Source organism: Cupriavidus basilensis OR16 (assembly GCF_000243095.1).
GTDB lineage: Bacteria > Pseudomonadota > Gammaproteobacteria > Burkholderiales > Burkholderiaceae > Cupriavidus > Cupriavidus basilensis_D.
Map to the genome: position 1 here is coordinate 1 of NZ_AHJE01000162.1, position 14,171 is coordinate 14,171.

The 14,171-nt window shown below is 65.5% G+C and carries 13 protein-coding genes and 2 pseudogenes; 10 read left to right on the forward strand and 5 right to left on the reverse strand.

Going from position 1 to position 14,171, the window contains the following annotated elements; translation table 11 throughout:
• Positions 1 to 869: pseudogene (locus OR16_RS36430) on the forward strand (tripartite tricarboxylate transporter substrate binding protein); the annotation flags it as partial.
• A 255-nt stretch (positions 870 to 1,124) separates the two neighbouring features.
• Here the strand turns inward: OR16_RS36430 and OR16_RS36435 are convergent.
• Entirely contained in the window at positions 1,125 to 1,346 is a 222-nt protein-coding gene (locus tag OR16_RS36435; protein WP_043422592.1) for a hypothetical protein, read from the reverse strand.
• 311 nt (positions 1,347 to 1,657) lie between these two features.
• Here OR16_RS36435 and OR16_RS36440 point away from each other — a divergent pair, with 311 nt between their 5' ends.
• Positions 1,658 to 2,257 carry a PadR family transcriptional regulator gene (locus OR16_RS36440; RefSeq protein ID WP_006164046.1) on the forward strand — a complete coding sequence of 200 codons (600 nt, stop codon included), beginning with the start codon at positions 1,658 to 1,660 and terminating at the stop codon, positions 2,255 to 2,257.
• Here OR16_RS36440 and OR16_RS36445 read toward each other — a convergent pair.
• Together OR16_RS36445 and OR16_RS36450 are read right to left on the reverse strand one after the other, a co-directional pair.
• On the reverse strand, positions 2,221 to 3,222 hold the full coding sequence (locus OR16_RS36445) for an NAD(P)H-dependent flavin oxidoreductase (protein ID WP_006164047.1): 1,002 nt from the start codon (positions 3,220 to 3,222) through the stop codon (positions 2,221 to 2,223). The two genes, OR16_RS36440 and OR16_RS36445, sit on opposite strands and share 37 nt — an antisense overlap.
• Positions 3,223 to 3,282: 60 nt before the next feature.
• Positions 3,283 to 3,663 (reverse strand): nuclear transport factor 2 family protein, encoded by a 381-nt coding sequence (locus OR16_RS36450; protein ID WP_423739710.1) that lies wholly within the window; start codon positions 3,661 to 3,663, stop codon positions 3,283 to 3,285.
• Positions 3,664 to 4,050: 387 nt separating this feature from the next.
• Between OR16_RS36450 and OR16_RS36455 the strand changes: the two genes are divergently transcribed.
• Positions 4,051 to 5,079, forward strand: coding sequence for a tyrosine-type recombinase/integrase (locus OR16_RS36455; RefSeq protein ID WP_006164049.1), 1,029 nt, complete (start codon positions 4,051 to 4,053; stop codon positions 5,077 to 5,079).
• A 193-nt stretch (positions 5,080 to 5,272) separates the two neighbouring features.
• The gene (locus OR16_RS36460; RefSeq protein WP_006164050.1) at positions 5,273 to 6,175 is read left to right on the forward strand and encodes an NAD-dependent epimerase/dehydratase family protein; all 903 of its coding nucleotides are present in this window, start codon (positions 5,273 to 5,275) and stop codon (positions 6,173 to 6,175) included.
• A 185-nt stretch (positions 6,176 to 6,360) separates the two neighbouring features.
• Here OR16_RS36460 and OR16_RS36465 read toward each other — a convergent pair whose 3' ends face one another.
• Positions 6,361 to 6,666, reverse strand: a complete 306-nt coding sequence (locus tag OR16_RS36465; RefSeq protein ID WP_006164051.1) for an H-NS family nucleoid-associated regulatory protein — start codon at positions 6,664 to 6,666, stop codon at positions 6,361 to 6,363.
• 346 nt (positions 6,667 to 7,012) lie between these two features.
• Here OR16_RS36465 and OR16_RS43260 point away from each other — a divergent pair.
• The 3 genes and pseudogenes from OR16_RS43260 to OR16_RS36475 all read left to right on the forward strand — a co-directional run.
• Positions 7,013 to 7,135: pseudogene (locus OR16_RS43260) on the forward strand (flavin reductase); the annotation flags it as partial.
• A gap of 137 nt (positions 7,136 to 7,272) precedes the next feature.
• The gene (locus tag OR16_RS36470) at positions 7,273 to 9,024 is read left to right on the forward strand and encodes a methyl-accepting chemotaxis protein (RefSeq protein WP_043422586.1); all 1,752 of its coding nucleotides are present in this window, start codon (positions 7,273 to 7,275) and stop codon (positions 9,022 to 9,024) included.
• Between the two features lie 132 nt (positions 9,025 to 9,156).
• Positions 9,157 to 11,100 carry a putative bifunctional diguanylate cyclase/phosphodiesterase gene (locus tag OR16_RS36475; RefSeq protein ID WP_043422588.1) on the forward strand — a complete coding sequence of 648 codons (1,944 nt, stop codon included), beginning with the start codon at positions 9,157 to 9,159 and terminating at the stop codon, positions 11,098 to 11,100.
• Positions 11,101 to 11,159: 59 nt separating this feature from the next.
• Here the strand turns inward: OR16_RS36475 and OR16_RS36480 are convergent, their stop codons facing one another.
• Complete coding sequence (locus tag OR16_RS36480) at positions 11,160 to 11,912, reverse strand: hypothetical protein (RefSeq protein ID WP_006164054.1); 753 nt, start codon at positions 11,910 to 11,912, stop codon at positions 11,160 to 11,162.
• Positions 11,913 to 12,247: 335 nt separating this feature from the next.
• Here OR16_RS36480 and OR16_RS36485 point away from each other — a divergent pair, with 335 nt between their 5' ends.
• The 3 genes from OR16_RS36485 to OR16_RS36495 form a co-directional block, all read left to right on the forward strand.
• Positions 12,248 to 12,631 (forward strand): response regulator, encoded by a 384-nt coding sequence (locus tag OR16_RS36485; protein WP_043422590.1) that lies wholly within the window; start codon positions 12,248 to 12,250, stop codon positions 12,629 to 12,631.
• 168 nt (positions 12,632 to 12,799) lie between these two features.
• Positions 12,800 to 13,276: a chemotaxis protein CheW gene (locus OR16_RS36490; RefSeq protein WP_006164056.1), complete on the forward strand. Its 477-nt coding sequence runs from the start codon at positions 12,800 to 12,802 to the stop codon at positions 13,274 to 13,276.
• Between the two features lie 46 nt (positions 13,277 to 13,322).
• On the forward strand, positions 13,323 to 14,171 hold an 849-nt coding region (locus OR16_RS36495), incomplete at its 3' end, for a methyl-accepting chemotaxis protein (RefSeq protein WP_006164057.1).

The following is a 14,171-nucleotide window of genomic DNA, read 5'->3' on the forward strand; positions in this document are numbered from 1 at the left end:
ATCGTGCCGTTCTCGGCCGGCGGCACCACCGACATCCTGGCGCGCATCGTCGGCCTGCAACTGGGCAAGGCGCTCGGCCAGCCGGTGGTCATCGACAACCGTCCGGGCGCGGGCGGCAACATCGGTGCATCGATCGCGGCCAAGGCGCCTGGCGATGGCTACACCCTGTTCATGGGCACCATCGGTACGCATGCCATCAACCAGTCGCTGTACTCCAAGCTGCCGTTCGATCCGGTCAAGGATTTCGCGCCGATCACGCGCGTGGCGATGGTGCCGAACATCGTGGTGGTGAACCCCAAGGTGCCGGTCAACAACATCAAGGAACTGATCGCCTACGTCAAGGCCAACCCGGACAAGCTGTCGTACGGTTCGTCGGGCAGCGGCTCGTCGATGCACCTGTCGGGCGAGCTGTTCAACTCGATGACCAACCTGCACATCCAGCATATCCCCTACAAGGGCAGCGCCCCGGCGGTCAACGACCTGTTGGGTAACCAGATCGGCCTGATGTTCGACAACATGCCGTCGTCGTACCCGCACGTGAAGGCTGGCAAGCTGCGGGCGATCGCCGTGACCTCGGCCAAGCGCTCGCCGGCACTGCCGAACGTGCCGACCGTGGCCGAATCCGGCGTGCCGGGCTATGAAGCAACCTCCTGGTTTGCGCTGTACGCCGTCGGCGGCACGCCGCAGCCGATCACCGCCTGAACGCGGAAGTGGTGAAGATCCTGGCCATGCCGGAAGTGAAGAAGCAGATGGCCGACCAGGGCGCCGAGCCGCATCCGGAAAAGCCGGCTGAACTGGCCGCTTTCATGAAGACCGAGGCCGCCAAGTGGGCCAAGGTGGTGAAGGCTTCGGGTGCCACGGTGGACTGATCGATCCCCGCACGGCTGCACCGGCCTGGACTTCCTCGCCGGGCCGACGTCAGTAAAAGGCCGGCCCTTCGGGGCCGGCTTTTTTTGGGGCAGGTGCTTGCTTGCGGGCGCGCTCAGGACAGAAAAAAGCCCGCAATTCACTTGCGGGCCCAATCCTGGCCCACGCACGGGGCAGGAGGAGACAGGGGGAGCAAAAGCGGGAGACGGTGCGCGGCGGGCGCCGCGAATCAGCCATCAGCCACTAACCATCGGCCGTCAGGCCAGGCTGTACTTCACAACTTGTTCTTCCACGCCCACGAAACGCACCAGCTGGCGCAAGCCGCTGGCGTACTCCTTGATATGGTGCCCATCCGGCGTATCCGGCAGGCGGTAGTACACCGGCATCGTTGTAGCCGGCGCGGGCTGGCCGCCGGCTTGGGGCTCATCGGCTTCCCACGGGACATCCCGGTCTTCGGCGAAATCTGTTCGTCCTGGCATGGACCACTCCTGATTGATGACGGGCATGCGCTGTGCCGCGGCCGAGAACCGGCTACAGGCATGCAGAATGACTATGTCTGCAAATGTATTGCACCCTGTCAAAAAATGCTATTTAGCATTTTTTAGATCTGCCTCAGCGTTGTCGTTGCTTTGTCATTTTTCATGCAACTAACTGCCGGAAATTGCCGGTATCCGTGGGCGGCGGCCCTGGCGGGGCCGGGCTTTGCGCTACCATAGGCGCTCGCCACCCAAAGCCATGGCGGCAGCATGTGCCGCTACCGGGCGACAGGCTTCCACGTCACGCTTCCCGCATGTCCGTTCAGCACGCACTCCTGACTTCCCTCCTGGAAAGACCCTCCTCTGGCTACGAGCTGGCCCGCCGCTTCGACCGCTCCATCGGCTACTTCTGGCATGCCACGCACCAGCAGATCTATCGGGAGCTGGGCCGCATGGCCGAGCATGGCTGGATTGCCGCGGATGAGGGGGAGGGCGACGCCAGGAACCGCAAGAAGGTCTATTTCGTGCTGCAGCCGGGGCGCGATGAGCTCGTGCGCTGGGTGCTGGCACCGACTGCCGGACTGGACCTGCGCGATGAAATCCTGGTGAAGCTGCGCGCCGATGCGGTTGTGGGCCCGCTTGGGCTGGGGCCCGAGATGGAGCGGCTGATCGGGCTGCACCGGGAGCGGCTCGATACCTATTGCCAGATCGAGCAGCGCGATTTCGTCCTGGGCCGAGGCATTGTTGCCGCTGCTGGCCAAGCAGGACGATCCGGCCTGAAGTCGCGCCGGGCTCAAGCGCCCGGCGGATGGAGAAAAGGCGGGGGCAGGCGGGTTGCCAGGCGCTGCGGTGTGCCTGGCAACGGTCAAGCACAGGCTCAGGCCAGGTCGGCCGCTGTCGTGCCGTCGGCGTAGGCGGTTGCCGGGGCCAGCCCGAGGCGGCGGCGTGCCAGCGCGTATTCCTCGCTGAAACGGCGCACCAGCTCGGCGGCCGGCACCACGCGCTTGATCGCGCCCACGCCCTGGCCAGCGCCCCAGATGTCTTTCCAGGCCTTGGCGCTGGCCGAACCGAAGTTCATCTTGGACGGATCCGATTGCGGCAGCGCTTCCGGATCGAGCCCGGCATTGACAATGCTTTGGCGCAGGTAGTTGCCGTGCACGCCGGTAAAGAGGTTCGAGTAGACGATGTCCGACGCGGTGCTGTCGACGATCATCTGTTTGTAGCCGGCCTGCGCGTTGGCCTCTTCGGTGGCAATAAAGGCGGAGCCCACATAGGCCAGGTCGGCGCCCGCGGCCAGCGCCGCGAGGATACCGTCGCCGCTGGCGATGGCGCCCGACAGCAGCAGCGGGCCATCGAACCACTCCCGGATTTCATGCAGCAGCGCAAACGGCGACAGCACGCCGGCATGGCCGCCCGCGCCCGAGGCGACCGCGATCAGGCCATCTGCGCCTTTCTCGATGGCCTTGCGTGCGAAGGTGTTGTTGATGATGTCGTGCAGCACGATGCCGCCATAGGAATGCACGGCATCGTTGACTTCCTTGCGCGCGCCCAGCGAGGTGATGACGATGGGCACCCTGTAGCGCACGCACAGTTCCAGGTCGTGATCGAGCCGGTCATTGGACTTGTGCACGATCTGGTTGACCGCGAACGGCGCCGCGGGGCGATCCGGATGCTTGGCGTCGTGCTCGGCCAGCTCGGTGGTGATGCGGTCCAGCCAGTCGTTGAGCACCGGGCCCGGGCGCGCATTGAGCGCGGGAAAGGAGCCGACCACGCCGGCCTTGCACTGGGCGATCACCAGGTCGGGGTTGGAGATGATGAACAGCGGCGAGCAAACCACCGGCAGCGAAAGACGGTTCTGGAGAATGGCGGGAAGTGACATGGCGTTTGTGCGAGAGTGAAAATTGAAAACAGTGGAACGGTTAGGAATACGGCGATGCGCTCAGGCGCTGGCGCCTTGCAATGCGGACTTCTGGCTGGCGAGGCGTGCGCCCATGGCGGCAGCGAGCGCGTCCAGGCCGCTCTTCGGGCGGACCATGACTTCGAAGTCATCGATCTTGCCGGCGTCGTTGAAACGGATCATGTCGATGGCCTTGACCGATTTGCCATCGACCGTCGCACTGAATTCAAGCACCACGCTGCGCCCGTCGTCGCTGACAAAAGTGCGGTGGTAGCGGAAGTCCTGGAACACCTGGTTGACGGATTCCAGCACCATGCGCAGGGCGGCGCGCCCCGGGTAGGGCGTGTGCGCGACGGGCGAGTGAAAAATCACTTCGTCCGCCACGATGCTGTCCAGGTCGGCCATGGAATGGGTGGCAATCATGCGGTGCCAGATGGCCAGCGAGGCCTGCGCCGCCGCTGACAAGGTTGCTTGGGTCACGGTGTCTCCTCCGGATGGCCGAGGGCGCGGGAATCGCCCGTTCCGGCACGCTGCGCAACGCTTGCCGGCCCCGGCCCCAAAGGGCCGCGGCGGCGGCGGCTTGCACATCGCTATGCAACCAGTTGCATAGCGATGTGTGAAAGGTAGCAGCAGACGACGCCAATTGCAATGGCCCGACGTTGCGAGGGCAGGATCCGGCGCGCTCCGGCTTGCTCGGCGAGGCCACGCTTCGCTCGGGGCGGCAGTCAAACGAACTCGGTCTTTTGTGGCGACTTGTCTACAATACCGGCATTGCCGAACACCAACGCAGGAGCGCGAGTGAGCACTGACATGAGCGCCAACGCGCCGCCCCCCGCCCTGTTCGATGCTGACCTGGAGGCCTGGCGCCAGCAGCCGGAGCGAGCCTTCGATGGCTGGCTGGCGAGCCACGGTTTTCGCCATGGCACGGCCGTGGTGTACCGCGCGATGTGGGGCAAGCTCTTGCGCTGGTCCGGCGAGCGTGGGCTGGCGCCACTGTCCTGGTCGGCGGAGCAGATCGGGGCCTTCCTCGACGAGCAGGACCTGCACAAACACCACCGTTATCGCTACACGCGGCTGATCGAGCGCGTCTTCCACCATCTATCGCTATTGCAGGACGGCTTGCACAACCCGGCCAGCCAGGCAGTGCGCGCGCACCTCGCCGAAGGCGAGAACGATCCGACCGCTTTCCTGCTGCCCGTCGAGCGCGATGCCCTGATTGCCCGCGTGCTGGCGCCGGCGGGCCTGGCGGCAGGGCAGGACAGCGCCGCGCTGTCGGCGACCCAATGGAAGCGCGCCCGCGACACGGCGCTGGTGGCCGTGTTGCTGGGCGCCGGCCTGAAAGTCGGCGAAGCGCGCAGCCTGGGCATCGACAGCATCGCCGAGGATGCCGCCAGGCTGCGCCTGGTGCGCGCTGATAACGGCCGCATCTACGAGGCGCCGGTCTTTGCCTTCGCGCGGGCGGCGCTGCTGGCCTGGCTGGAGATCCGTGCCCGTACCGGCACGCTGGGCAACCTGGTGTTCCCAGCCATGCCAAGCGGACGGCACTTGCACGCGGCCTCGCTGTACCGCCGCGTGGAGATCTTGCTCGACGAGGCCGGCGTGCTGGCGGGGCGCAGCGAGCGCGCGTCGCCGCAGACGCTGCGCAATACCTGCGGTGCGCTGCATTTCGAGGCCGGAGCCGGTCCGGCCGAGGTGGCACAGTGTCTCGGCATGCGCGACCTGGAGTCCGGCTGGCGCTTGCGCGCGGCTTTTGAGGCCTGGCAGGCACGCGCGGGCCTGAAACCGGCGCACGGCGGTGGCGCTGACACAGGCGCGACAGGTGTCGCCTGCTATGCTTAGCGGCTCTTTCGACCTTTTTCGATCTTTTTCGACCTGTTTCGATCCGATGCGGGCGACCGTGACCGGGCACGGCTGCTGCCTCCCAGGGCAGCGCCGCGCTACTGCAGCCCGAAACACGTATCTCGCTTGTTGCACCGTGCGCGCTGTCCCGGCGACCGTTACGTCTCTTTTCACAACTTATTGATGAATCGCTATGTCTGAAACCTTGCTGCTCACGGGAGCCACCGGTTATATCGCCTCGCACACCTGGGTCGCCTTGCTTGAGGCCGGCTATCACGTGATCGGCCTGGATAATCTCTGCAACAGCAATCGCGTCGTGGTCGAGCGCCTGGCGCAGATTACCGGCCAGCGCCCGCATTTTGTCGAGGGCGACGTCCGGGACCGCGCTTTGCTGGACCGTTTGTTCGCCGAACACCGGATCTCGGGGGCGATTCATTTCGCGGCACTCAAGGCGGTGGGGGAATCGGTCAGCAAACCGCTGGATTATTACGACAATAATCTCAATGGCCTAGCCACCAATCCGTATGGCCAGACCAAGCTGATGAGCGAGCAGATCCTGCGCGACCTGGCACTGTCGGACCCCGCCTGGCGAATCGCCTACCTGCGCTATTTCAATCCGGTGGGCGCGCACGAAAGCGGACTGATCGGCGAAGATCCGGGCGGCGTGCCGAACAACCTGATGCCCTATGTTGCGCAAGTTGCCGGCGGACGGCGCGAGAAGCTGATGGTGCACGGCGGCGACTACCCCACGGTCGATGGCACGGGCGTGCGCGATTACATCCACGTCTGCGATCTCGCGGCAGGCCACCTTGCGGCCCTGGTCTACCTGCGCGACAAGCAGCAGTGCCTGACCGTCAATCTTGGCACGGGCCGGGGCTACAGCGTGCTGGAGGTCGTCGCGGCTTACCAGCGTGCCAGCGGGCGCCCGGTGCCCTACGTGATCGGGGATCGCCGCCCTGGCGACATTGCCTCGTGCTATGCCGATCCCGCCTTGGCGCAATCGCTGATTGGATGGCGCGCGCAACACGATATCGATCGCATGTGCGAGGACTCCTGGCGCTGGCAGTCCATGAATCCGCTGGGGTTTGCCGGCTGAGCGGCATTGCCGGGCGCGCGGGCATGCGGGTGGAGGAGGTAAATGCCCGCTTTCCGCGTGCCCGGTTTCGCCGGCATGGCAAGGGCCAGGCGGCAAGACATGAAAACGGCCGGGCAAATGCCCGGCCGTTTTCAGGAGCGCAGCGGGCATCGCGGCTGAGCCAGCCGCGACGCCCGGCGCCGACTTTAGCGAATCAGGAAGTCTTCGATGGTCTTGCCTGCGGCCAGGGCTTGAGTCAGCCAGCCCGGACGCTTGCCGCGGCCGGTCCAGGTATTGCCTGCGCTGTCGCGATAGCGAACCGGCACCTTGCGGGTTGCCTTCTTGCTGGTGGCAGGCTTGGTGCCGAAGCCCAGGTCGTCCGCGGTCAGTCCATATTGGTCGATTTTCTGGCGAATATCGGCGATGACGGAGGCCTGCTCGCGGGCCTTGATTTCCTCGGCCTGCTTTTGAAGTTCGCTGATTTTCTGAACAATTTCCTGATAAGTCGCCATTACGAGCCTCGATTTACTGGGTGAGCATGAAGAATCGGATGAATTATAACGGCACCAAGCAATCCTGCAAACGCTTTTAACCTCGATGGAGAGAATTCTGATAAATCATCCGCTCTATCTAATTAATGAACTTCCAAGCAGGTCGCCGGTCATCGATGGGACTGGAATTGCTGGGGTGCCGCCCCCTTTGGCATCTCGCGGAAATCCATGCTGGCCGGGATTCGGGGTTTCCACATTCGCACCACGGAATAACCCTCCGGCCAGTAATGGCGAGGATCATAAAGTGCTTTTGCTGCAACAATGCTGATCCAATTCCGGTTTGAGCGAACCTTCATCCGTATCCGACATGCCTGACGACTCGATTAACGTCGGCGCCGCCTGCCGGCGCATCCCCGTAGCGCTGGCAAAGGCCTATCGCCTGCTCAATCACGGCCCGGTGACGCTGGTCACCAGCGCCCATGATGGTCTGGCGTGGCGGGCACGGCACCTCGCTCAAGGAATCGCGGGACGCCGCCGTTATCTGCCCTGAGCGGGTCGCTGGGGTGTCGATCCGCCGGGCCGGGGCCGGTGGAGGCCTTGCGCGTTCCTTACCGTATCGGGTGCTTCATGTCTTTCCATAACAATATCCAGATCAAAACTCTGCTGCGCGGCGCAATGGCAATGTTGTCGCTTCTTCTGATGCTGGTTGGCGGCGTTGGCCTGTACGGCATGTCGCACAGCAACGACGCGCTTCAGGAAACCTATGGTAATCAGCTCGCCTCGTCGCAAGCGCTAGGCGAGACCATGCTTGGCACGACGCGCATGCGCCTGGCCCTCGATCGCGGTGTGATGCCGGGAGAGGGGGATGACGCCAAGGCGGCGGTGGACCGCTCGATGATCTTCGTCGACGGTGCCGAGGCAGCCTGGAAGCGATACGCCGCGCTGCCGCAGGACACCGAAGAAAAGGCGCTGGCCACGGAATTTGCCCGCAAGCGCCAGGAATTCATGGAAAAGGGCATCCTGCCCGTGCAAAAAGCCTTGAGGGAAAACAATGCGGACGCGGCGCTCAATGTGGCCAAGAAAGACTTGCCGGAGCTGCAGCGCAGCATGGCTACCGCCTATGAAGCGCTGCAGGCTTTCCAGTACCGTACCGGCCAGTCCAATTTCAATGAAGCGCAAGCCGGATTCCAGCGTGTGCGCGCGCTCAGCCTCCTGCTGATCGCCTTTGGCCTGGTGGTGGCCGTACTGTGCACGACCACCTTGCAGCGGGCCATCGTCCGGCCGGTGGAGGAGGCCCTGGCGGTCTTCGAGCGCATCGCCGCGGGTGACCTGACTTCGCGCATCACCAATGTGTCGCGCAATGAGGTGGGCCGCATGATGCAGGCACTGGTCGCCATGCAGGAAAGCCTGTCGAACATCGTCTCGCAGGTGCGTGGCGGCACCGACTCGATCGCCTCGGCCACGCAGCAGATCGCCACCGGCAATCTGGACTTGTCGCAGCGTACCGAAGAGCAGGCCTCCTCGCTGGAGGAAACCGCAGCCAGCATGGAGGAGCTGACTTCGGCCGTGCGCCAGAACTCCGACAACGCGCGCCAGGCCGGCGTGCTGGCCACCGATGCCTCGCAGATCGCGCTCAAGGGCGGCGACGTGGTGGGCCGTGTGGTCGATACCATGAACGAGATCAACGGCTCGTCGCGCAAGGTGGTCGAGATCATCGCCGTGATCGAGGGCATTGCCTTCCAGACCAATATCCTCGCGCTGAACGCCGCGGTGGAAGCCGCACGGGCGGGCGAGCAGGGCCGTGGCTTCGCGGTGGTGGCAGGCGAGGTGCGCACCCTTGCGCAGCGCTCGGCCGCCGCCGCCAAGGAGATCGAGGCGCTGATCAGCGAGTCCGGCCAGCGCGTGGAAAGCGGCACCAGGCTGGTAGCCGAAGCCGGCCAGACCATGGGCGAGATCGTCAATGCGGTCAAGCGCGTCACCGACATCATGAACGAGATCAGCGCGGCCACGCAGGAGCAGACCAGCGGTATCGAGCAGGTCAACCAGGCGGTCACGCAGATGGATCAGGTCACCCAGCAGAATGCCGCGCTGGTAGAAGAAGCCGCGGCGGCTGCAGGCGCCCTGGAAGAGCAGGCGCAGAAGCTCAACGGCGTAGTGTCGGTGTTCCGCTTGTCCGGCAGCCACGTGGTGGCAGCGCAGCCGCCGGTCACGCGCGCGCCCGTGGCCGTCAAGGCCGTGGCGGGCAGCTCCGCCGGGCGCCAGCCCGCCATGCCGGCGCGCCCGCGCGCGCCGGTCCAGCGCCAGGCACGCGCGGCGCGTCCGGCCGTCCCGGCAATGGCTTCGGCTGGCGCTGGCGGCGACGACTGGAGCGCGTTCTGAGCCATGGTTGAACGATTGCCGCGGTTTTCATTACCGGGGAAGCGCGCGTGATGCGATGATGCGGGTCTCGCGCCCGCATCGTTCGGATCGTCGCGCTATCGCCCCCAATTTTTGCGCAGCTTCCTTATTGACATGAGTGCTAGCCTTCTGCTGCTCGCTGCCCTATCCGGCCTCGCGCTCGGGTTGGGGATACGTGCAGCCAAGCCGGACCGGGAGCTGCCTAGCGGGCCGGTCCGGTCGCTGCAATGGGCGGTCTTGCTGCTCTCGCCCGCTTCCGTGGGCCTGCCGCTATGGGTCGCGCTGGGTTCCGGCAGCCTGCGCGTCACGCACGAAGTGTCGCAGACCGCGGCGGCGCTCGCCGCCACGGCCGCCCTCACGCTTGCCATTCCCTGGCTGCGCCGCAACGTGCCACTGCGCGGTACCGCGCTGGCGATGACACTAGCCGGCGCCGGCGTGGTGGTGGCTGCCGGCGCGCGCCTGAGCACCCTGTGCATCGATGCCGCGCACCCGTCCGCCCTTTGCCTGGATCCCGGCAGGTTCACGCAGCCCGCCTGGGTGGCGGTGGGCGCACTGCTTTTGCTGCCGCTGGGATACTTTGCCCTGCGCCGCGCCAACCTGCCCGGATGGCGGCTGGCCGGCACCGGCAACTTCGCAAGTCCGGAGAACCATGCGCTGGACGCGATGTTCGAGGACCATCCGCCCGGCATCGGCGGCCCAACGGTGACGATGCGGCGCCGTGGCCGGATCCCGGGCCGCCTGACCGTGCGCGCGACCGCGCGCGGGCAAGGCACGGTCGGGGAGTACAGCGTCAGCACGGATCTGCCGGATCGCACTGGTTTTGCTCGCTGGCTCGACCAGTCGATCGCGCAAGCGCGCCTGGCCGAGACCGGCTGCGCCGTGCTGCTGGTGCATATTGCCGATTTTCGCGAGGTCGACGAGGTCTTCGAGGTGCGCGCCGACGACATCCTGGCACAGGATGCCGGGGCGCTGGCCCAGGCCGCACTGGAGCCGCACGACTTCCTGGCGCGTCTGGCGCGGGACGAGTTCGCTGTCGGCGTGCCGGAGATGGTGCACCAGAACCGCGCCAATGAGCTGGGTGCGCGCTTGCTGGGCTCGCTCGCGGAGTTCGTGGCTGCGCGCGGCCTGCAGATGCAGATCGGGGTGAATATCGGCATCGCCATCTACCCGCGCGATGCGCAGACCTCCGAAGCCCTGATGCAAGCGGCACGCGTGAGCCTGAGCGAGGCGCGCGAGAGCGGCTCCAACCAGGTGCGCGTATTCAATTCGGCGGCCGGCGAACGCGCGCGGCGCATGCGGGTGATCCGCCGCGATCTGTGGCTGGCCATCCAGGACGATGGGCTCGCCTTGCAGTACCAGCCGAAATTCGACGTGCGCCAGCGCACCGTGATCGGCGCCGAGGCGCTATGCCGCTGGCGCCATCCGACCCTGGGGCAGGTCAATCCCGCCGAGTTCATCACGGTGGCGGAGCAGTCCGGGCAGATCGACAAGCTCGATGACTGGGTGATCGCCACGGTCTGCCGGCAGATCCGCCAGTGGCAGGACGATGGCATCCCCGTGGTGCCGGTGGCCATCAACGTGTCTGGCCTGCGCTTTGCCAGCCGCGACTTCCCGCAGTACCTGCTCGAGCAGATCCACCACCATGACATCCCGCCGTCGGCTGTCACGCTCGAGATCACCGAGACCGCGGCGATGAAGGACATCGCGCAATCGCTGGAGACGCTGCTGGAGCTGCAGGCGCTGGGCATCCATGTGGCGCTGGACGATTTTGGCAGTGGCTATTCAAGCCTCGGTTATCTCAAGCGCTTGCGGGTCGGGACGCTGAAGATCGATCGGACTTTGATCGGCGGGCTGGATGTGGATGCGCAGGGGCGGGCAATCGTCGGGTCGATGGTGGCGCTAGCGCACGAACTGAAGATGCGGGTGGTGGCGGAAGGCGTGGAGTCGAACTCGCAACTGGACATTCTGGCGGCGATGGGGTGTGACGAGGCGCAGGGGTATTTGTTGTCTCATCCCTTGGATCCAGTCACATTCGCAAATCTGTTGTCGGGAGCGTGAGGGCGAAGGGTTGATGGGGCGATGTGGCGATGTGGCGAAAGACGCCTCGCCATCAATCCTCACTTTCTCGGCGCGAAAGGTTCAGGTAATGCTCCTCCCGGCGGAAACAACGCCAAAATCCGGGTAAACCTCCCGCTTTCCGGCACCAGCAAGGCAAAGCGCGTCTCGCAATTGTGCCCGGTAACGGCCCCGAGCCGGCGCAACTGCTGGCTGCAGCTAACTAGCGATGGCAGCCCGCGCGGCAGGTAGATGCTCGCCAGCAGCGCTTCCGGCTCGATGCGCGTGCGGCCATGAAAGCGTGCCAGCTGCATCAGCAGCTCATCCGCCATGCCGGCCTCGCTGCTGGTTTCCACGTGTAGCGCCAGGCAAATGGCGTCGCGATTGGCTACCGTTTGCACGTCGCGCCAGGTCAGCGGCATGGGGCCGTCTCCCAGCACCGGGGCGAACAGTACCGAGGCGAGTAGTTCCAGGGTGCGCGGCAATGCCTCGGTGGTGGTCGGCACGATGGGCCCGCAGCCGCTGGCGGCGTGTGGCAGGCCATCAACCAGTAGCGTGAGCACCAGCCGGTCGGGATGGCGCAGCGCGCGCAGGCGCTGGGCCGTGGCGGCGTTGATCTGCCGCTCCACGATGACCAGCTGGGCATCCGCCGGCTGACGCGGGCGCCGCGATACCCAGTGCAGGCGCCCATCAAAACTCGGCAGCGATGCCAGCGACGCATCCGGCGCGCCCTGGACGAAGATGGTGAGCTTGCCGGGTTGGCGCGGGTCAGGGGTATCCCGGTTGTTCCACTGCGGGCCTGGCAAGTTCGACATGATCACGTTTCGGTGGTGTTGCAGTGCCACTGTCGCGGGTAGCGCAGGCGTGCCATGGCCCGCCGGTGTACGGGCCATTTTGCGGCGAGGCCGTAGTATGCCGACCCGTCGCCAGCAGGTGCACCCCATGCTCGTGGGGTAACAAAACCTGCCGATCGACACAACCGGACTACGGATTCGGCCACCGCTGCCGATATGCCCCAAAGGGGCGTTGTTTGCACCGGCCACGGCAGTCGCGTATCGCCGCATACCGCAGCTTCGTCCGAAGGAATATCGGTCCACCGGGCCGCAACCCCGGTTTGTGGACTCACCATCGCGCTGTCAACGGAGCCGCCATGTCTTTGCCTCATATTCTAGTTGTCGACGATTCTCCCTCCCTGCGCAGCATGATTGGCGCCTGCCTGCGCGCGGGGGGCTACGGCGTGTCCGAAGCCGCTGATGGCGACCAGGCGCTAGCGCTCGCCCTGGACGCTACTTTCGGCATGCTGGTGACCGACCAGGTGATGCCGGGAACGGACGGCCTGACCCTGATCCGCACGTTGCGCGGGACCGCCGGCTATGCCGCCGTCCCGATGCTGATGCTGAGCACCGAGGCCGACAGCCAGGTGCGCGAGCAGGCTCGCGCGGCCGGCGCCTCCGGCTTCCTGGCCAAGCCGTTCGATCCGGACCAGCTGATGGAGGCTGTGAATGCCTTGTTGGACCCCACTAAAGTGGGGTAAATGCATTGGTATTGTTGCCCTTCAGTCACGTCCAGGACTGCCGTTAAGAGGTAATCGATATTCGTGCCTCGACGCAGGCGGAGTCTCGGCCTGGCCGCCCGTGCGCGGGCCGGCTGGCTGTGGCTTTGGCCACGCCGCATGGCCGGTCATGGCAGCGGGAGCCAGCATATGAAAACCGGAATCAAGACAGAGGGCACGGGGGAGGAGTTCCTCGCGTTCAGGCTGGGCGGTGAGGAGTACGGCGTCGACATCCTCAAGGTGCAGGAAATCCGTGGCTATGAGAACGTCACGCAGATTGCCAATGCGCCAGCCTATCTCAAGGGCGTGGTCAACCTGCGCGGGATCATCGTGCCGATCATCGACCTGCGCATCAAGTTCCGCCAGGACAAGATCAACTACGACCAGTACACGGTTGTGATCATCGTTGACCTGCACGATCGCATCACCGGCATTGTGGTCGATGGCGTGTCCGACGTGCTGACGCTGGCCGCGGGCCAAATCCGGCAGGCGCCCCAGCTTTCTGGCGAGACGGACTACATCCGCGGCATTGGCTCGGTCGAAAGCCGCATGCTGATCCTCGTCGACATCGAGAAACTGCTAGACACCGAAGAACTCGCGGCGCTTGAGGCGGCCGTGGCCGCCTGAGGCGGCTCGCACTTGGCGAGAGTCCGATCCACGCAGTCTTCCATCCATGCGAAATAATCAACCCGTTACCTCCCGAGAGTACAAGCTCTCCGCAGACGATTACCTGATCTCCAGGACCGACCTGAAGGGTCGTATTACGTTCGCCAACCGCGCCTTTCTCGAGGCCAGCGGTTTCGAGGCCGAGGAACTGCTCGGCGCCGCGCACAACCTGGTGCGCCATCCGGACATGCCGCCGGAGGCGTTCGCCGACCTGTGGAAAACCATCCAGGCCGGCCGCTCCTGGGTCGGCATCGTCAAGAACCGCCGCAAGAACGGCGACTTCTACTGGGTCAGTGCCACGGTCACGCCGACGGTCGCCGACGGCCAGCTGGTGGGCTATACCTCGGTGCGTTCGATGCCGCAGCGCGAGCAGGTCGAGGCTGCCGCTGCGGCCTACGCGCGGCTGCGCGAGGGCAGCGGCTCGGGCTTGGCCGTGCGCGACGGCGCCGTGGTGCGCCGGGGCCTGGCTGGGCTGCCGCAACGCCTGGGCAAGATCACGCTCAAGCGGCGCATCCTGCTGTCGCAGGCAGCGGGCCTGGCGTGGTTTCTCGCCGCGCTGCTGGCCTTCGAGACGCTGGCCGGGCCTGAAGCCACGAGTCCGCTGCGGACTTGGCTGTGGGGCGGGTTCGGACTGGCGGTGGCGTCATCCTTTATCGCCGGCACGTTGCTGCTGGCACGCGTGAACCGGCCGGTGCAGGACATGCTCGACTTTGCCTTGCGCATGGGCGCTGGCGATCTCACGACCCGCCTGGATTACCGCGCGAGCGACGAGATGGGGGCGCTCGCGCGTGCCATGCGCACGATGCAGCGCAGCTTGCTGTCGGTGGTGGGCGAGATCCAGGAGGGCATGTCGAGC